The sequence below is a fragment of the Rhodococcus sp. 14-2483-1-2 genome, from assembly GCF_002259405.1.
In the GTDB taxonomy this organism is placed as follows: Bacteria; Actinomycetota; Actinomycetes; order Mycobacteriales; family Mycobacteriaceae; genus Rhodococcoides.
Map to the genome: position 1 here is coordinate 44,281 of NZ_NPFW01000023.1, position 18,175 is coordinate 62,455.

Below are 18,175 nucleotides of genomic sequence, written 5' to 3' on the forward strand. Positions count from 1 at the left end.
CCGTTCGATGAACGGCGTGGGAGGTTTCGGGGTGACGAAATGGTAGAAGCCCGAGCTCTTCTGTGATGGCCTGGCACCACGTGGCAACGACGAAGCGGTGCGTTCAGCCACGACGGCCACCACTAAGAAGAACGTCCAGGACGTCACGGGTGTAGCCCGCTGCCGGCGGCATCTCTGTGGGCCGATCTCTGCGCGTGCGGTGGTGCTCAAGAACCCTGGCCACCACCTCGTCGGTGCGGCTACGGAGATAGATCTGCGTTGTCGTCAAATGCGCATGACCGAGTACCCACTGCACATCGGTCAGCGAGAGATTCGGATCTTCGATCATGCGCTGTGCTGCGGTGTGGCGCAGGTCGTGCAGAGTCCACGACGTACCGAGCGAAAGGTTGGCGCGTTGAAGCATGCGTCGCGTCGCGGAATATGTCAGTGGCCGTACCGGCCTTCGCCTGGTCAACCACAGCGCACGCTCGCCGTCGGGCCGATCGAGTTGCTGCTCGTAGAGCCTGAGCCACACAAACGAATCGGCTGAGGCCGGAAGCCATTGCAATCGACCAGAACCTTTCCGGTGCACACCAATCCGTTGCTCACCCGGGTCGATGTGGTCAACGCTCACCCCGAGCAGTTCCGATGCCCGTGCCCCAGTGGAGACGTAGAACGCGAGCAACGCGCGGTCGCGGTGCGAACCGAGAGCTGCGAACAATGCATCGAACATCCCGTCGGGAAGGCTGCGCGGCAACCGATCGAGGATCTTTTGTCGCAGCGGTGCACGTCGACCCGCGGTGAACGGTGCCATCGGGTTGTGATGCGCCTGCACTTGCCGGCCCGCTCTGTGCGCCGCGCTCGGGATTAGGTTGACCAATGGGCCCTGACCAGCAGCTGCGCGGTCGACGTAGAACGCCTTTACGACCGCCAGCGCATGGTTGATCGTTGTAGGCGCATATCCTGACGGCCTACCTACGGGCCCAACCACCCGCATCCACAGCACGAAGTCACGGGCTTCCACGGGCGTTGCTCGATCCCAGGAAACTCCGATTGCCGCCAGGAACCGCCACCACCGCAGCAAGGCCAACCCGTACGACCGAAGTGAATTCGGGCTAGCACCCGATGCCAGCATCGTGGCGAAGAAGTCGCTCACCTCGGGTATCGGTTCATCCGCTGCGTCCCGGAGAACGACGCCAGGCACACCCTCTACAGAGTCGATGCTTCCAACTGCGACGACGATCAATGCCGTCACATCCCGCAGCGGGTACTGCTGGGACTCGTTCGTTCGGTCGTCCATTCCTCTGCTGTTCCCCTCCGTAGGTCCGGTTCTTGCTACGACCTGAGCACAGCCTGGAAGCAATGTCGTCTACAGCAACCGGACACGGCGCGGCGCAACCGCCGCCGTGTGAAGAAACACAGCTCGACGTGTGTGTTGGTGCGGTCAACAGTTCGTGGATCATCGTTTTCGCGGCCGCTGCGGGTTCGAGGGATGCGTCGACGACGATCCGGTGGGAGCCGTCGGTGGTGGTGTAGCCGTTGGCGCTGCTGGTGATCGCCTCGCGGGTGACGGTCCATCCGCGCCCGGTCATGATCGCGGCCACGCGGTCGTAGATCGCGTCCGGATCGGCGCCGGTGAGCAGCTGGGCGATTTCCTCGGGCTGGGGGTGTCCCTCGATCGGGTCGGTTTGGGAGTGGTCGAACACCGACAGAATCGGGAACGTGGGCACCTTGCGGGTCTCTTCGTCGTCGGTGTCGGGGTCGGTCTCGGTGACGATGCGGGAGCTGTAGCCGTAGATCCGGATCGCCTTCTGACCTTTGCGGACCTGCCGTCCGCGCTGTTGCCAGGCGCGGAATCCGGCGACCTGAGTGGCCTCGGGCTTCTGGGCGAGGATCAACAGGACGTTGTTGAAGCTGTAGGAGTGGAACGACGCTACGTGGTCGAGGTACGCGCGCCAGGCCTCCGAGCTGGTCAGCTCGGCTACCTTGTCGGTGATCGAGGCGTGCAGTGATGCCGCCAACTCGCGCCGCGCTTCGGCCTTGTCCGCTGCGCTGGTCTTGGTCCGTAATGCCATGACTGGCCCCTCTCCCTCGTAACCGGTCCCCCGGCCTGCTGTTGCCAATTTCTTGTCGCCGTCATCTGGCGTGAGGAGAGACAGCAGCGCACGGGAACGACGGGGCAACCCCGCGGCCGGACAGTTTTCGTGGGAGCGCAGCGACTGCTCGACGAAAAGTGTTCGGAGCCATGGGCCGTAGCGCAGCGGAGCGTGGGGTTGAGCCGGCGGTCACGGGTGATGCAGTATCGCCGGGAGCCAGATGTGCGACAAGAAATCGATGTCTTTCACGGTGCGGAGCGCAGCGGAGTTCGGTTCGGGGGACGCCCGCAGGGTGGCCGGCACCACCGGCAGGCGGGATGCATTACGCGTGTAGACGCCGGGCGGGGTGGCCACCTCTCAGTCGTGGAGCTCGCAGCGTGATGGTGCGGGAGCGACGGGACGTGGCCACGCTCGGTGTCGCGGTAGCGCGATGGTCATAGTTAGCGCCTTGAGCTCATGTGTATAGCTTTTACGCTATACTCCCAGGTAGGGAGATCAGTGCCGTCCTGGCACGCTCAGACGGGCAGAATCCCGACCAAAAATAGGCACGAACGACTGTTCGTGGGATTGACAGCAGCTAGGAGTTATATAAGTATGGCTATAGAAATTGAAGAAGAAGAACCGAAGAAGGTCTACTACGTCGGATCGTGCGAGAAGGACATCAAGAAGTTCCCGACCGACGTAGCCGATGACATCGCCTCTGCGATCGACATGGTCGCGCATGGCGAAGAGCCGGACGACTTCAAACCGATGAAATCGGTAGGAGCAGGCGTCTACGAAATCCGTGAAAGAGACGGAGATACCTGGTACAGGGTGTTCTACGTGGCAAAGCTCGGAGACACCGTGTACGTACTGCACGCGTTCCGGAAGAACCAGAACAAGACGCCGCCCAAGGACCTAGCAACAGGGCAGCAACGGTACAAACTTGCAGTGCAACTCGCTGCAGGAGAGTAACGAGCACCGCAGCACCACAACCCAGAGGAACCCGTGAGGCTGCTCGGTCACCTCGGCCGAGCAGCATCACCACCCAGCGCAACTATCTACACCGACCCGACCAAGAGGACCCCCACATGCCCGAGTACGCAAGCGCATTCGACTCACTCGGCCGAACACCCGCCGAGACGGAGCAGCTCAAACTACGAGCCACCCTCATGCGAGCACTCCGCACACACATCAGCAAACAAGGATGGACCCAAACCGAGGCCGCAGAACACTTCGGCGTCGGACAGCCCCGAATCTCCGACCTCATGCGAGGCAAAGTATCGAAGTTCTCCGTAGACAAACTCGCGGAGATGATCGGTGCCGTAGGTCTACACATAGAAGCGCGGGTACTGGTACCAGAAGCCGCGTAACTCGTGGAACAGCAGGGCCCTCACCGGCATTCGGTGAGGGCCCTTTTTTGGGCCCCGCTCTTCGGGTCTTCGACTGTCGCGGTTCACCAGCGATATGGCACGAGGGTGAACCGACCCGGCTTCCGATAGTCTTCAGCGTCATGGCGGACGAGCGGGCTCTCGAAGCGTTACTGGCAGGCAGCGCGGCGTGGTCGCAATTTCTGGTCGCTGTGCGCGGGCAAGACATCGACCTCACCGGCGCGAACCTCACCGACACGAACCTCACCCGCGTGAACCTGACCCGCGCGAACCTCACTCGCGCGAACCTGACCCGCGCGAACCTCTCCGGAGCGATCCTCACCAACACGGACCTCACCGGAGCGATCCTCACCAACACGGACCTCACCGACACGGACCTCACCCGCACACACCTCACCGACATAGACCTCACCGGCGCGATTCTGACCCGCGCGATTCTGACCCGCGCGTCCCTCACCAATACGAACCTCACCAACACGAACCTCACCGCAGCAAACCTCTTTGGAGCGAGGCTCGCCGACGCGAACCTCACCGGCGCGAACCTCACCGGCGCGAACCTCACTCGCGCGAACCTGACCCGCGCGAACCTCACCCGCGCGAACCTCGCTGCCGCCAACCTTGCCGACGCCAACCTCACCGGCGCGATCCTCACCGGCGCGAACCTCTTCGGAGCAGACCTCACCGGCGCGTACCTAACCGACACGGACGTCTTCGGAGCGAACCTGACTCGCGCGATTCTGTCCCGCGCGTACCTCGCCGGCTCGAACCTCACCGGCGCGATACTTGACGGTGCGGTTCTTGGCGGCGCGCGGGTGTCCAGCTACACCCGTAATACACAGGGTTTGGATGTCGGTGGGTTTCTCATCGGAAATCGGCCGTTAGGTACCAGCGGGACTGATGTGCCCGATTCTGGAACGGTGCGCATTGGGATTCCGGTTCTTCCCGGTGGCATGGACCCCGGCGAGTTGGCTCGCTTGTCGGATGCGCTCACTGTGATCGCGGAACTGTCGCAACGCGTCGGCGCAGAACTTGGACGACGTTTGCTCCGTGATGACGATCGGGGTGGCGGGACCAGTGTCCTTACTGCAACCGCTGGGGACGAGTTCGGGCCGATTGTCGTGCGGCGCATCCAGTATGGGAGTCCCTATTTCCAGGAATTCTGGGACGCTGCGGGGCCGTATATCGCGGCGGGCGGGGCGGGGATGGCGACGGCGACGGCGACGGCGACGGTGGTGGCGAAGCGTGCGCGGGACGGTGCCGAGGATGCGGGACGTGTCTGGTCGCTGATGCTGACGTTGGCGCGGCGCAGTGAGCGGGATGAGTATTTCGCGGCAAGGGATGCGCGAAGAAAGGCGAATACCGCTGAAGAGCTCGCGCGGAAAGCTCGTGCCGATGCTGACACCGCAGAGCACGAGAGTCGGCAGGACAAAGCAAGGGCTACAAGCGATTCAGCGCCAGAAGCAGTCGAGCCGGAGGTGGACATACTTCGACTGGCTGCGACCCCGACGAGAACCGAGCTCGAGCAGCGTTTGCACCAGTCGGAGCTATCGACACTTGCGTCGAGAGCGGAGTTAGACCGGATCGTAGGCATCCTGGCACCGCTTCTGGGGTACCCGGTGGAAGTGACTCGCCGAAGCGAACCGGGGCCGGACCGAGCACGCGATGTGAGCTAATCACCTAACCCCCAAGCGAACTGAGGTGACGGTAGAGGGTTGCTCGGCCAATTCAGAGGACGGATGCGATTTCAGTTTTGGGTGTTCCGTCGTCGAGCATGCGGCGGATATGACGAGCTTTGTCGGCGTCGATTTTGGCTGGCTGGCCACCGCTGCGGCCGCGGGCTCGTGCTGCGGCGAGGCCGGCCATGGTGCGTTCTTTGACGAGATCTCGCTCGAATTCGGCGAGTGAGCCAAAGATGTTGTAGGTCAGACGACCTCCGACGGTTGAGGTGTCGATCCCTTCGGTCAGACTGCGCAGTGTTGCACCTTTGATTTCGATGAGGTTGACGGTTTCGATGAGGCCGAGTCTGTCGAGTCGCCATACAGCGACGACGTCGCCGGCGCGGATGCTGTCGAGGAGCAGCTGCAGCTGGGGCGGTCCTTGTCCGCCCCGGACGCGACCTCTTCCCAGATCCGGAAACAGCCGGCGGCCGTCAGTGCGTCTCTCTGTAGATCCAGCGACTGATCGGTGGTCGAGACCCTCATATATCCCAAAACGGCGCTCACGAGGATGACTGTCTCAGAAACGGCCGACAAGGCACAGGCGACGCGTCAGAGCTTGAGACAGGTTTCTGAGACACATCACGATTGAGTCTCGAATGTTGACCTGTCAGTTTCAGAAGTCGACTGCACTGTTTCAAGAGTGGACTGCACTAATCACCTCTCGCGACCACTAGGGCGTCTCGTTCTTCCCGCGCGAGGGTGAGGTTGCTGTAGAGGGCGGATCGTTTCAATCCGGTGTTCTTGCAGAGTGTTTCGATCTTGAACTGCCGTGTTTCGTATACCTGGAGTAGGTATGCCCGCTCTTCAGGGGTCAGGGTGTGCGGCCGGCCTTTCATCTTGCCGGCCGCTGCTGCGGCCGCGATCGCGTCGCGGGTGCGGGCTCGGATCAGGTCGGACTCGAATTCGGCCATGAGGCCGAGCATGCCGATGAACATTTTTGCCCATGGGATCAGCTGGGTCGTAGACCTTGCCGTCGATCAACAGTGCCACTCCCCTGGCGGCGAGGCGGTTCACGGTTTCGTGGAGGTCTCCGGCTGATCGGGAGAGTCTGTCGAGTTTGGTGACGCAGAATTCGTCGCCTTCGCGGCTGGCGTTGATGGCGTTCTCGAGTCCGGGGCGTTTTGCTTGACGGCCGCTGACAGCGTGGTCGATATAGACCCGGTCGCGTTCGACACCGATCCTGGCGAGCAGTCCAATTTGGACGGAGGTGTCCTGTCTGGCGGTGCTGCACCGCGCGTACCCGATTTTCATGCCTCTCCGGCCTGCTGGACTCGATCTGTCCAGTAGAGACTACGGGAAGCCGGACCAATCAAGTGGACACTTCCAGCGGACGGTTTGGCCGAGAGAACGTCGCGGTCAATCACTCTTAGTCGCCCGTTCACAGTCGTCCGGTATGACGGACGGTCAAAACGCACACCAAAACCCGCAGGAGAGCGTTCAGGGTGATTTCGGAACATGGGGCTTCAAGGGAATGGAACCCGGCATTGCAAAGTCTGGGAAAGGGAAAGTCAGCGAGCGGTGTTGGTCTCGATCGAGCGTCGGACTGCGGCGAGCACCTCGGCGGGTTCCGCTGCTACTAAGGTGGGGTTCCAACTCTCCATCCATTGCCGCCCGTGACTGACCCATGCAGTCAGGCAGCCAGTTTGGCGAGCCCCCGCAATATCTGCTTCCACATGATCGCCAACCATCCACGAGGTTCCACCGTGCCCCGCAAGGTTCTTCGCGATCTCGAATATTCGGGCGTCCGGCTTCTTGAACTCGAAGTCGCCCGAAATGACGGTGCCGCGAATGACGTCGACGAGACCGGTGCGCTCAAGCTTCAGTCGTTGCTGGCGCGAGTCGCCGTTCGTGACTACGATGAGCGGCACTCCCATGTCCACCAAGGCAACCAACTCCGAGCGGACACCGGGGTAGAGATCAATGTAATCAACGTGTTCGTAGAGCAACTGGTCCACGAGGTTGTCGTGTGTAGACGCAGCGAGGTTGAAGCGCTCGATGAGCATGCGCGCCAGCTGGTCACGCGGGGTGTAACCGTGGGCGTCGGCTCGGACGAGCCAATCGACGTCAGCGGCATCACCACCCCACTCGTCGTCAAACAGGTTTGGTGCCCAATTCGTGAAGGCCCCATCTCGATCGACGAGAGTGTTGTCGAGGTCGAGGAGTAGCGGCATGACAGAGAAGTCTATAAACCGCGCGGGACCTTGACGCCTGTCCATTTTGTCGATGGTCAAAATGCACACTTAAACCCGCAGGGGCGCTCTGAGCCTGTCAGCCTTGTAAGTGGGCTGATTTGTTCCTCGGCCCGGCAGGAGCAACGCTGCGATAGCACGGCGCGAGGGCGACAACCGTTGTTCTCGTATACGAGCAGCGGGCTCGGCAGCACCAAAGTTAGACGTATGGCCGTGTCAGCAGCTCGACCAAGTGCCCGCCAGGGTCGAGAACGTACAGAGCGCGGCCACCGTCTTCTTGACGAATCTCGTTGTGGGAGCGTTGCGGATCGCCCCAGTATTCGGTTCGAGCTTCGACCAGCGCCGCGAGGGATCGATCGAAATGCTCGTCGTCGACGAGAAAAGCAAAGTGCAGTGAATCAAACGTTGTCGGAGCTTTGGCGAATTGCAGGAGCACGCCGTTAGACATGATCAGATTCGCGAAAGGCCCCCAGGAGGGAGCATCGACAATCTCCAATAGGTTCCGGTAGTACGCCGCCGAAACTTCGGCGTCGTTGGCGGGAATGATGATGTGGTTGAAGGTGGCAGTCATCGAGCTTCCAATCGTCGAGGGTGAGGGGCCGTGATCGATCAGCTCGACGGCGGAGCCCGAGGGCATGCGGTGTGAACCGCAGAAGTCATGGTGGCCAGGGGTGGCTTCAGCATCTGGTGCTGTCGTATCTCGCGGCTAGTCACGCGAGAACGAAGGGTGCAACGAAATCATCGTCGGCTCCCAAAATGTCCGACGCCTCCATACCTGACAGGGACTGCCAACGGCACGCGACGTTGCATCAACGGTAGCCCACACAATCGGGCTCGTCCAAGTGAAACAACCCGGCTCGTCGACGCGCATCGGTACCGTCCGTCGTACCGATGGTCAAAACGCACCCACAAACCCGCAGGAAGAACCTCAGGCCGATTCCTCGGCGGCAACCGAAGATCGCTTATAAAAGGATCGGAGCTGAGGACGTTTCGCTGGCGGGCCGTCTTTATGCCACCCCGCTCGTGCAGGAGTCAGACCACCGGCTCGTCAGCGCTCTGACTCGTATGGCGATGAAATCAGCAAGCCTCGGACGCCGGCTTCCGTCAGCGGTGTCGTCGCTCGTCCCTATGCTTTCGAGCATGACCTTCACCGCGCTGCACCGTGTCTTGGGTTTGCCGCCGGGACCGTTGACCGATGCCATGCTCGACGAAGCGGTAGGCGCGGGTGCCGCAGAGACCGACGATCTGGACTGGAAGTCAGAGCTGCCGCCGATGAAGGGCCTACCACAGACTGACTTCCCGAAAGATGTTGCTGCGATGGCAAACAGCGGTGGCGGCGTCATCGTGTTCGGTGTTCGTGAGACGCAGAAGGCCGCAACCGAACGAGTCGATGTGGGCGAGCTCGACGAGGCCTATGAGCGCTCCTTGAGGAGCGCGGCGATCACCGCTATCTCGCCACCGGTGTTCGGGCTGAACGTGCACCGCCTCGGAACGGACCTGCGGGCTGTCGTAGTGGAAGTGCCCGCGAGCATCGACGGTCCGCACCTTATATACAAGCACGACTACTTCGGCGCTCCGATCAGAAACGACTCCGACACCGTCTGGATGAAAGAGCGGCAGATCGAGGCGATGTACCGGGCTCGCTTCGAAGAACGCCGACACGCCACGGAGGCCCTGGACGCGCTCTACAGCGAGGCGGCCGCGGGTCGGAACTCCAGTGAGCGTGCCTGGCTGATCGCGGTAGCTCATCCACGGATCCCTCGCTTTCGCGACAGGTTGACTCGCGAGGAAGCCAAAGCCGTGGTGGCCAAGGCCGAGGGACTGGCCTTGACTTATGCCGATCGCGACGGCGGCGTTCACCCGATGGAGAACGTCGAACGCGCCAACCTGCGTCCAGGATTGCGTCGCTGAGTGGCTGTCAACACGGCAACAGGTGAACGCTCGGCGTGGAGAGAAGCGTGGATCAGCATCCATCATGATGGTTCCGTAACAGTCGCTGCCGCTGCCGGCGCACATCGCATGAGTATGGATGGTTACCGCGGGGGTTGGGAGGTCGAGTCCTCCGCCGTCGAGTGCGCCGTTGCCGATCTGATGGCGTTGGCGAGAAAGACCGCGGAGATGACCGACAACGACGAGTACGACGTACGCCTGGGGATCGAGTGGTCTGGTGAGCAGCTACTGACGATTCTGACCAAGGACGGGATGGGATACAGCTATGACGGCGTTTCGACTCCTCTGCACCGCTACACGCCGGTGGAGACCACCGTCAATGCGGCAGAGCCCGAGGCGGACTTCCACAGGCACGTTCACGACTTCGCTCTGGACTGCGTGAATCAGGGCGGCATCTCGAACATGCTGCTCATCCGTCCGTCTGCCCGCGACAAGCCGGCGTAACGCACATTATGTAAGGGCGACCCGAGGGGTTCTCAGCAGTCGAGTCCGGCGTCGTGGTCGGATCAAGACTGGCTGATAGGGCTCCGATTGGCGACACCTACCAGGATCGCTACAGAGGTCGCCCACAGCAAAACAGCGCATAGCGCGGCAAGACCCGCTCCGCTGTTGAACGCCATATACATGAGCGCACCCAGAATCCACGGTGCCTTCACGAATCCGCACCCAAGGACAACTACTGCACACCATCTCGCGACGATTCGCCCGCCGCGGGCTCGAAGTGGAACGAGTATCGCGATAGCCACGGCCACTGCGACGAGGGTGAGCAGGGGACCCTGATGCCACTTAAGGAAGTTTTCGGACCACGATTCAGCATTCGCCCCTCCTTGGTCCTGGGATGTAGGAGATGCCAGGACGCCACAGATGATTGCTGACGCGGCCAGGATCAGCACGGTCAGACGCTGACGCGCATCCATATATCTCCTTGAGTTGTTGCCCCGGTCCCGCCTGCGGGGCAGGACCGGGGCTCTGTTGTCGATCTTTCTATGTCCAGCATCTACCCAGTCGGGCTAGATGACTGAGCCGCCTCGCCAGTTCGAGGACGCCCGGTCCACGGACTGTAGGCCACATTGATCGTCGTACAGCAGGCAGGCGGGACTCTGCTTGACCCATTGTCCGACTGTCCTCCAGCCACCGTTTCCGGGTGTCACCCAGTCCCTGATGTACGCCTCGGCGTTGGGCATCTGTCTACGATCGCCATCCATCCAGAAGGCTCCGGTCGATGCCGAGAACCCTGCGTTGAAGTCGGTCGAGATTCCATCCTTCACGAGCGGGGCATCGCAGAAGGGCTGCGTTGACAACAAGTCGACACTGAACCTGACGACATCCGGGTAGTCGTTCGCGGCACGTGCCACGTTGGACATGTGCATGTCGGCGTTGCTCGCTGTCTTGTAGGTGTCTGTGTTCGTGTTTCCAGGTCCTATTCGGACGATGGTCTGTTTGGTTGGTTCGATCACCGCTGGACCTGGGGTGACGTATTTCGCACCCCGATTTGCCTGGTTGACGTACACGTTCACGTCAGCGCGTACTTTGCTCGACCCTTCGGCATTCCACGAGCGATTGTTGCCGTTGTAGTACTCGGCAGCGATCGTGTCGTCGCCAGCCCACCGTACGTCGCATCGCACGGCGACCGAAGCTTCCGGAATGAAGTCCTGCCATCTGAAGGTGGACATCTTGATCAACCCGACGGGTCGGTTGTCGAAGAAGAAGTCGATGGGCCCACCCTGGAAAATCTGACGTTTTCCACCAACTATGTCGATCTCATCGGTGACGGGGTAGCCGTAGTTCCCACCTTCTGCCCCTGCTGCAGCCCATATGTCGCCAATCCGCCCACCAACGATGTGCGCACCGGTCGCTGCGGTCCAGTAAATGGATGCCCGCTCGAAACCGTTGGCTTTTCCGCCGTAGCGCCCGAGCTGAATTTCGTCGGACTTCGGGTAGCCGATACCGTTCTCGGCACCTGTGTCGAACCACTTTTGGCGGATCGCTCCGTACACGATGTGGGCATCGGTTGCTTGCGACCAGTAGATCGATCCGCCCTCGAACGCGTTGAATGCGCCACCAGAAAGCCGGATTTCACGTGTTGTCGGGTATTTGAGCGGGCTTCGTTCCCAATCCTTCTCGGCGTATTTGGCCAAAATTCTACCTCCGACGGTGTTGGCATGACCGTTCGATACCAACGCGTGCCAGTAGATGTTTCCACCGTCGAATCGCTGCACGCGACCGTCGTTGTTGCCGACTATTTCGCCGGATCGGGCCAGGCCGTAGTTGAACCCTGCCTGTCGGTTCTGTTGGTATTCCTCGAGGATCTTTCCATCTACCCGGAACCCATTGTTGTTCTCCCAGGCGTTCGCCACGCCGAGAGAGACCGAGAAGAAGACCAACACCATGCTCAGGACAACAGCCATCTGTCCACCGCGTCGCAGACGTCTGATCAGGGAGACGAGGTGGTTTTTCATTCCAGGACCACCTCGGCTGCATTCGATCCCGGCGCGAACGACCACGTCGCATAGACGGGAGCCTGCGAGACGCTCTGCAGGTCGATGACCAGACGATCCTGATCGACTGTGATCGCCGCCGGGACCTGTTCACCGGAAGCGGTGCGAACACGAAGGTTGTCTATGTAGCCGACCGGGCGTTGTTGATCGTCGAGGACGGTGTACTGCTCGTTCGATGTTTTCGCGAGAGTTATTCCGCCGTTCAACTGGATCGATCGCTCGAGACGCTGCACCTGAGCAGGGATTACGAGCGCTTGGCGTACCTGCCCTACGCTGGTGGCCTGGAACGCGTCGGCGGAGCCATCGCCGGATGTGTACAGGATGGTGTGCGCCGATGTCGTCGGTGTATCGATATTCGACGATTCGGGGACGTTGTAGTAGAGCAGTCCGCCGATTTGGTTGGTAGCCAACACTGCCGCCTTCAACTCTGCCTTGGGCAAGTACAGAGGCAGTGCGTCGCCTGCCACCAACTCGTCTGTCCCGGTGAGGCTTTCGATAACCGATGTTGCCTGTTGCGCTTCGTCAGGGGTGAGTCGATCAGGCGTAACTCCTTCGACGCCAGAAGGCACCGTGGATGGTGTGGGTTGCAACGTGGAGGACTCAACTGGACTGCTCGTGCTTGAGACCGGAGCCGGGACCTCCGAAGTCGCTGGCTCTGGGGTTAATTCGGCGGTGTCGTCCACGGTCGGCTGGGTGATGCACTCATCTGTGGACGGCGTGGCCTGCGGTGTCGATGTTGGGACAGGGACAGCCGTCTCGGTAGCTACCGGTGTGGTGGTTACGGCAATGGGACTGCATGCGTTGACCGAAGGGTCGGGAGCCTGTGAGCCGGTTTCCGACTGGCTCGATACGTCAGGGGCAGTGGTCGGCTGTGCCGTTGCCGCTGCTCCGCCGGTGGCCAGAAGGATTGCGACGGCACCGGCAGCCGCGAAACCTCTTGCAGCAGATGGAGGGCAAGGTATTCGACGCAACCAGGGTTTCGATGGGATTTGCATGGACCAACTTCCGATAGAGGCGACTGGTCGGTTCGTCGCGCTCACAGCATCCTGTAAGAGAATTCACAGAATCACAAGAGCAACATTGACCTCACCTGCCACATCGACCGGTTTCGCCAGTCGAATATGTTTTCGTTCGGGCTGAAGACTCGAAATACAATCCATTGAAACGTTTCCCCTATAGGTACCAACCGATTTCCCTCGCCTCTCAAGCGATCCCGCCAAGGCGGGCGAGGAGTCATGCGAAGGCGCATCGTCACCAATCTGTGTCGTTCCGTCCTATCGATCCGTCGTTCTGCGGTGTGGCGACACCGGTGACGGCCGTGGGCCTCTTAGGGTTCGGCCCATGGAATCGCGCGATACAGGTGACGCCGATCGACAACCCACAGACGACACCGACAGCAATAGCAGCGGCGCGGACGCCGCCCCTCCCGGCCGAGACGGCAGCGGTGACGGTGTGGTCATTCCGGTGGACTTCGGGGCCGGAACTCCTCGACGGGGCGATGCCCCCTCCCCTGGCTCGGAACCGGACCTGTCCGCAGATATCGACGGCGACCCAATGTTCGAGGATCTGGTGATCGAACTGACTGCCCGGCAACGCCGGTTCGTCGAAGTCGCAGCCTGGACCCTGGCCGACGACGTTTACGACGCGATCGAGGAGCTACACCGACGCCCCGAGTCGGCATCACACAGCTCGTCGATTCTCAGCGACTTCCCGCCCGTGACGTGGACGCAGCCCGCGGCATGGTGGCGCGAGCAGGCCCGCTGCTTCGACGATCTCGCACTCGAAGCACAGTGCGGTAACGACCCCGATCCGGTCTGCACCGGCGAAGAGATGGCGCTGCACCTGATACTCGGTCGAGCACGGGCAATGGCCACCGACGAGTCCGATGACCGTATGGACCTGGTCGGCGGCATCGCCGCGCACGACAGCGATGATGACTGGGAAGGTCCGTTGAATTTTCTGTTCCAGGACCACGATGTGCTGACGTTGTTCGACAACGATCTCGAACCGTTTCCCGGTGCAGCCAATCTTGCGCCCGTCGATTGGTTCACCCCGTTCGTCGACAGTCAGTCCCGCAGGCCTGATCGCGGCTTTCGGCGCTGACACCCATGGTGCGGTCGCGCAGTTCGGTTCATGAGCACCCGTCCAGGGCCGGATGATCGCTCTTTTTGACCGGATTCGGTCCAGTAGGCGAGCTGCTGCGTTCCCAGGAGATCGACCCTCTCCACAATCTCGAGCAGACCGAGCGCGTCATCGACTGAAACCCGGGCAACCGCGTTCTCGACCGTCCGTTGTGACGATGGTCAGAACGCATACCCAAACCCGCAGGAAGCCCCTCAGGCGATTTCAGCGAAAGCCGTTGCCGTAAAGAGTGACGCGTTCGAGACGTACCAGCGGGTTAGTCATGGTTCAGTCGCACGGGCACATGGTTGCCAGGTGGAGCTTGGCGTCGACTGGTGCACATGGCGTCGCGAATGTGATTCGCAAACCAAACGCCCCGAATGGCCGGGGATTCGTGCCAGGCTGTGAGCCATGCGCACCTCCAGCCAGTGGCTTCTGGTCGAGACGTTCGACGAGGCCGATCCAGCGGTCATTGGGATCGGGAATTTGTCGAAGAAGCGTATTTCGTTGACTGCCTTCTTTCGGAGCGATGTCGACACGACGGTAGTTCTACGTGCGGTGGTGGCGGCCACTGCTACCAGTCGACCCGTATTGCTCGATGCGTCGAATAGCCGAAAAGTGTTGGCCGAGCCGATCCTTGGTAGAGAAGATCAACGGCCACATGCCCTCTGGCTCAGAATCGCCAGCCCTACCTCACCAACACCCGTACGACCCGACGCGCACACTCTCATGTGGAATCTCACCACCAGGACCGCGCTTCGGCCACCCTGGCAGCACAGTGACGGAAGCTCAGCTATGTGGTCCATCCCGGAGGCCCTCGAAATGGTCGATCTCGGGAGCAACGTCGCCGATGCGCTCGCCATCATCATCGACGCACCCCACGGCTATTCCCGACAGTTACAGGCAGTCGTCAGGCGAGACGGCGGCCAGCCAAGACGCGTCAACCTCACCGTTCGCGTTCAACACGAGGAGGGCGATCGCATACTCCGCGGGATATCGCACGAAGTCGGAGTCGCCACCCCAGAAAGCAGCGCCGCGGCCTCGAGTTTGTCTGACCTTGTAGTCGGTGCGCTGACCAACTCTATGAGCTACCTCGCCGTTGTCGACCTGTACAGTCTCGAGGCGATCTTCTGGTACGGGACCCCGCCCGATGACATCGTCTGGCGTTCTGAGCACAGAACCGGCCTCGACCGCATTCACCCAGACAGCATGCCTGCGGTGAAGTCGATGTCGAACTCTGTACGAACAGCAGCCATCTCGGCCTCAGCCACCGACACCATTAAGCTCCTGAACCGCGGCGGTCACTACACACCGTTCGTCGTGACCGCTGCACCGCTTTCCCTCGGAACCAGCGGAAGAGCTGGCCTGGTCACTCTCACTCGCTTGAGATGAACACCAGCACCGATGTCTCGCGCGGGAATGACCCCCGTGAGCTACGATTACTTTCGTCGCCTCACAATCGAGGCTGCGGCTTACCTTGTACCTCTCGGGATGGCCGTCACAGACATTCGCAACTTCGTACTGCGCGCAGCCTGATCGACCAGTTGCATCCCGCGCTGACTGTAGTCACGGGATAGCCGCGAAATCTTGCGCGCGCATCCAAACTCCGCCGAAGATGCGAGGTCTCCGATTCGTCCGTTGATGACTTGATCGAGGAGCACACATGAATCGCACACGCCGCATTGTCATATCCGCGCTGCTGTCACTGGCGTTCGTCGCCACCGGCAGCGGACTCTCCCAGGCCGCCACGGCAGTCGCCAGCACGTCCACTGCGACCTACAGCGTCTCGCAATCCACAGTTGCTCATGCAGAGGGTATTTCGGCTGTGCGCGGGCTCCAGCGACAGAGTGAGCCCGGCGACTATGCTCACCGCATATTCAATTCCGAGCAGGAATGCCGCCACTACGAGCGGTCAGGATTTATATGCATTCCGTTCCGGGGAGCCTGGGCTCTGGTGGAGCTGAAGTACGTCTAGCTCCGGCTGACGACTCCTTCGGTGAACTCGACATTGCCTGTGCTGTCGGATAAGACAGTAGGTATGACAGCACAGCACATCGCGCCCAGCTTTTCGGCGGGCGTAGCGATACGCGCCGCGCTGTCCGATGCAGGGACCGAAGGCACGATCCTGATCAACGACGACGATCTGAGTTGCGGCCCGATCGACTCAGCGGCGTTGTACCGGAATCAATTTCGGTGGATGGTCAGCTATGTCGATGTAAGCGATGGACACTCAAGTCACACGGGATGGCTGCCGGCCGATGGCCTGCGGAATGCGCTCTCGGCCGACGCTGAGGCCCGGCCGATCCTGTGGGTCAGCCGGACCTCAGCGCAGGAAATGATCTTTCAGCTGCACTTTGCTTCCCTCGCTACTGATTTCCCCTGGTCGGTCATAGACGTCCCAGGTGTTCGCGGCGACGGGAGCAGCGATCGAGCTAGTCACGGCAGCGCCGGAAGCTCTGCCGCTGAATCAGTTGCGGATTCGCATCCATCCCGGCTGCGATCGTTGTTGGGTACCGAGCAACCAGTGAGCCGACACGACGTCAAGGAAATGGTCGAACGCTGGAGCAAGCTGCAAGCCGAGAACGCGCCATTACGGGTGCTCACCGACGATGGACTGCTGTCGGTATCCGCGGACTACTTCGACAAAGCGCTGATCGAGCACACCTCTGCGACCGCACCGACTCCCATGGCACGCGTCATTGCCGACACCATGGGTTCACAGCCGTTCCCAGTGGCGGACCACGTGCTGCATCGCAGGCTGATCGCCTTGGTCGAGAACGGCACTATGACGGCCGAAGGCCCCCCACTCAACATGGGGTCGTGCCGGATATCCCGCACGAGACGATGAGCCATACATCAACGATCCTTCGCGAGAGCGGCGAACCGGCTGCTGCACGGTTTGTGCGCCACATTCGAATCGACCCACACTCGAGTACCGAGACTTATCCGTTCTCTCTTCCGGCGATCAGCTATCTCCGCCGAGCGGGGGGGCTTCCGTTGCACGGAGGTGTCACCTTCCTGGTCGGTGAGAACGGGAGCGGCAAATCCACACTCCTCGAGGCCGTCGCAGTCGCTGCAGGGATGAATCCTGAAGGTGGGAGCCAAAACTACCGATTCTCGACACGGTCCAGCGAATCCTCCCTCAGTGACCACATCACTCTTGTGTGGGGCACCGAGAAGCCGCGTAGCCGGTTCTTTCTACGTGCAGAGACGTACTACAACGTCGCCACCGAAACCGAGAGGCTCGGACCGGATCAGGTCGCCGCACTCGGCGGAACTTCTCCGCACGAGCGGTCTCACGGTGAGTCGTTCATCGATCTGATGATGCACCGGTTCCACCCCAACGGTCTGTATCTACTGGATGAACCCGAAGCGGCACTGTCTCCTCAAGCATGCCTGGCTGTGCTCACGCGACTGGCCGACCTTGTCGCGCTCCGATGCCAGGTCGTGATCGCCACCCACTCACCGATCCTGCTTGCACTACCAGGTGCCACGATCTACGAGATCTCCGACGACGGCGCTATCGCGCTCACTGACTACGATGACGCACAGCCAGTTCGGCTGACCAGGAGTTTCCTCAGCAATCCCGAACGCTATTTACGGCACTTGACCAGCACTGACCACAGTCCAGACGACGTCTGATCATTGGGTCACAACCGAACCGCTGGCCACCTCGTCGATGAAGAAGACCAGATATTGGTTCTGGCCGCCCAGGTGTAGAGACCCGCGGCCGGTGCCGTGCCGTACGAAGCAAGGCCCGCGACCCAGCATCGAGCAGACTGATCAGGACACCCGTTATGTCGATGGTCAAAACGCACACCCAAGCCCGCAGGAGCCCACCGAGGGAAGGGTCCGGTGTTTCGATCTGGTCGTCGCCAGGCCGGGCGTGCGTTGGCGCACTACCCTCATGCTTCAACACCATGAGAGGAAGTTGCCGTCATGAGTGACATCGGCCAATTGATTATCGAAGAGCTCAGCGCTGAACAGGCGCGCGACGAGATAGGCGTCAGGACACTCGCGGCTTGGCGCACCTACCTAGAACAGTCGGGCGGTGAAGTGCCTGGCCCTGAGGGCAGCACGCACACGGTGTCCCTGGAGTCATGGAAGAAAGCACCACCGGATACCCTGCTGAAGATCGTTGTGCGGTGGGTCGACCCCAGTCGCGTCGGTACATACGACAAGGGTTAGTCCCCGAGTATGTAACCCGATCGTCGACCTAGTGCCGCTTTGTGAACACGACTTCTGAATGTCGTC

General features: G+C 61.1%; 20 protein-coding genes and 2 pseudogenes. 12 read left to right on the forward strand and 10 right to left on the reverse strand.

The genetic code is table 11. The features are described 5' to 3' along the window. Positions 1-103 precede the first annotated feature (103 nt). The 3 genes from CH295_RS25595 to CH295_RS27980 form a co-directional block, all read right to left on the reverse strand. On the reverse strand, positions 104-1,135 hold the full coding sequence (locus tag CH295_RS25595; protein ID WP_252342185.1) for a tyrosine-type recombinase/integrase: 1,032 nt from the start codon (positions 1,133-1,135) through the stop codon (positions 104-106). A gap of 13 nt (positions 1,136-1,148) precedes the next feature. Beyond that, complete coding sequence (locus CH295_RS28330; protein ID WP_252342186.1) at positions 1,149-2,054, reverse strand: ArdC family protein; 906 nt, start codon at positions 2,052-2,054, stop codon at positions 1,149-1,151. Positions 2,055-2,264: 210 nt separating this feature from the next. After that, positions 2,265-2,429, reverse strand: coding sequence for a hypothetical protein (locus tag CH295_RS27980; protein WP_170946081.1), 165 nt, complete (start codon positions 2,427-2,429; stop codon positions 2,265-2,267). 240 nt (positions 2,430-2,669) lie between these two features. Between CH295_RS27980 and CH295_RS25605 the strand changes: the two genes are divergently transcribed. The 3 genes from CH295_RS25605 to CH295_RS25615 all read left to right on the forward strand — a co-directional run bounded on the left by CH295_RS25605 (position 2,670) and on the right by CH295_RS25615 (position 5,118). Further along, on the forward strand, positions 2,670-3,029 hold the full coding sequence (locus tag CH295_RS25605) for a type II toxin-antitoxin system RelE/ParE family toxin (protein ID WP_094742277.1): 360 nt from the start codon (positions 2,670-2,672) through the stop codon (positions 3,027-3,029). Between the two features lie 116 nt (positions 3,030-3,145). After that, the gene (locus tag CH295_RS25610; RefSeq protein WP_094742278.1) at positions 3,146-3,427 is read left to right on the forward strand and encodes a helix-turn-helix domain-containing protein; all 282 of its coding nucleotides are present in this window, start codon (positions 3,146-3,148) and stop codon (positions 3,425-3,427) included. 140 nt (positions 3,428-3,567) lie between these two features. After that, positions 3,568-5,118, forward strand: coding sequence for a pentapeptide repeat-containing protein (locus CH295_RS25615; RefSeq protein WP_094742279.1), 1,551 nt, complete (start codon positions 3,568-3,570; stop codon positions 5,116-5,118). Between the two features lie 52 nt (positions 5,119-5,170). Here CH295_RS25615 and CH295_RS25620 read toward each other — a convergent pair. From CH295_RS25620 to CH295_RS25635, 5 genes and pseudogenes are all read right to left on the reverse strand, one after another. Continuing rightward, positions 5,171-5,646: pseudogene (locus tag CH295_RS25620) on the reverse strand (recombinase family protein). 167 nt (positions 5,647-5,813) lie between these two features. Beyond that, positions 5,814-6,074, reverse strand: a complete 261-nt coding sequence (locus CH295_RS28335; protein ID WP_252342243.1) for a hypothetical protein — start codon at positions 6,072-6,074, stop codon at positions 5,814-5,816. Further along, entirely contained in the window at positions 5,968-6,414 is a 447-nt protein-coding gene (locus tag CH295_RS25625; protein WP_252342187.1) for a recombinase family protein, read from the reverse strand. The genes CH295_RS28335 and CH295_RS25625 overlap by 107 nt, the downstream gene beginning before the upstream one ends. A gap of 257 nt (positions 6,415-6,671) precedes the next feature. After that, positions 6,672-7,394 (reverse strand): HAD family hydrolase, encoded by a 723-nt coding sequence (locus tag CH295_RS25630; RefSeq protein WP_141217083.1) that lies wholly within the window; start codon positions 7,392-7,394, stop codon positions 6,672-6,674. Positions 7,395-7,551: 157 nt separating this feature from the next. Beyond that, on the reverse strand, positions 7,552-7,923 hold the full coding sequence (locus CH295_RS25635; RefSeq protein WP_094742281.1) for a VOC family protein: 372 nt from the start codon (positions 7,921-7,923) through the stop codon (positions 7,552-7,554). Positions 7,924-8,243: 320 nt separating this feature from the next. On the opposite strand from CH295_RS25635, the gene CH295_RS28340 reads away from it, so the two are divergent. Beyond that, positions 8,244-9,263 (forward strand): AlbA family DNA-binding domain-containing protein, encoded by a 1,020-nt coding sequence (locus CH295_RS28340; protein WP_252342188.1) that lies wholly within the window; start codon positions 8,244-8,246, stop codon positions 9,261-9,263. A gap of 108 nt (positions 9,264-9,371) precedes the next feature. Continuing rightward, positions 9,372-9,746, forward strand: coding sequence for a hypothetical protein (locus tag CH295_RS28345; RefSeq protein WP_252342189.1), 375 nt, complete (start codon positions 9,372-9,374; stop codon positions 9,744-9,746). 566 nt (positions 9,747-10,312) lie between these two features. Here the strand turns inward: CH295_RS28345 and CH295_RS25645 are convergent. Beyond that, positions 10,313-11,761, reverse strand: coding sequence for an LGFP repeat-containing protein (locus CH295_RS25645; RefSeq protein ID WP_094742282.1), 1,449 nt, complete (start codon positions 11,759-11,761; stop codon positions 10,313-10,315). After that, positions 11,758-12,369: a hypothetical protein gene (locus CH295_RS25650; protein WP_141217084.1), complete on the reverse strand. Its 612-nt coding sequence runs from the start codon at positions 12,367-12,369 to the stop codon at positions 11,758-11,760. Before CH295_RS25650 ends, CH295_RS25645 begins: the two co-directional genes overlap by 4 nt. A gap of 772 nt (positions 12,370-13,141) precedes the next feature. On the opposite strand from CH295_RS25650, the gene CH295_RS25655 reads away from it, so the two are divergent. The 7 genes and pseudogenes from CH295_RS25655 to CH295_RS25680 all read left to right on the forward strand — a co-directional run bounded on the left by CH295_RS25655 (position 13,142) and on the right by CH295_RS25680 (position 18,109). Beyond that, entirely contained in the window at positions 13,142-13,903 is a 762-nt protein-coding gene (locus tag CH295_RS25655) for a hypothetical protein (protein ID WP_094742284.1), read from the forward strand. 429 nt (positions 13,904-14,332) lie between these two features. Beyond that, the gene (locus tag CH295_RS27570; RefSeq protein WP_141217085.1) at positions 14,333-15,313 is read left to right on the forward strand and encodes a GAF domain-containing protein; all 981 of its coding nucleotides are present in this window, start codon (positions 14,333-14,335) and stop codon (positions 15,311-15,313) included. A gap of 271 nt (positions 15,314-15,584) precedes the next feature. Continuing rightward, the gene (locus tag CH295_RS25665; protein WP_094742286.1) at positions 15,585-15,896 is read left to right on the forward strand and encodes a hypothetical protein; all 312 of its coding nucleotides are present in this window, start codon (positions 15,585-15,587) and stop codon (positions 15,894-15,896) included. Positions 15,897-15,917: 21 nt separating this feature from the next. Continuing rightward, complete coding sequence (locus CH295_RS25670) at positions 15,918-16,769, forward strand: DUF3658 domain-containing protein (RefSeq protein WP_141217086.1); 852 nt, start codon at positions 15,918-15,920, stop codon at positions 16,767-16,769. Then, positions 16,766-17,059, forward strand: a pseudogene (locus CH295_RS28350) (AAA family ATPase); the annotation flags it as partial. The gene CH295_RS25670 and the pseudogene CH295_RS28350, both read left to right, overlap by 4 nt. A gap of 24 nt (positions 17,060-17,083) precedes the next feature. Beyond that, on the forward strand, positions 17,084-17,563 hold the full coding sequence (locus tag CH295_RS28355; RefSeq protein WP_252342233.1) for an AAA family ATPase: 480 nt from the start codon (positions 17,084-17,086) through the stop codon (positions 17,561-17,563). Between the two features lie 297 nt (positions 17,564-17,860). Next, positions 17,861-18,109: a hypothetical protein gene (locus CH295_RS25680; protein WP_094742288.1), complete on the forward strand. Its 249-nt coding sequence runs from the start codon at positions 17,861-17,863 to the stop codon at positions 18,107-18,109. Positions 18,110-18,175 lie beyond the last annotated feature (66 nt).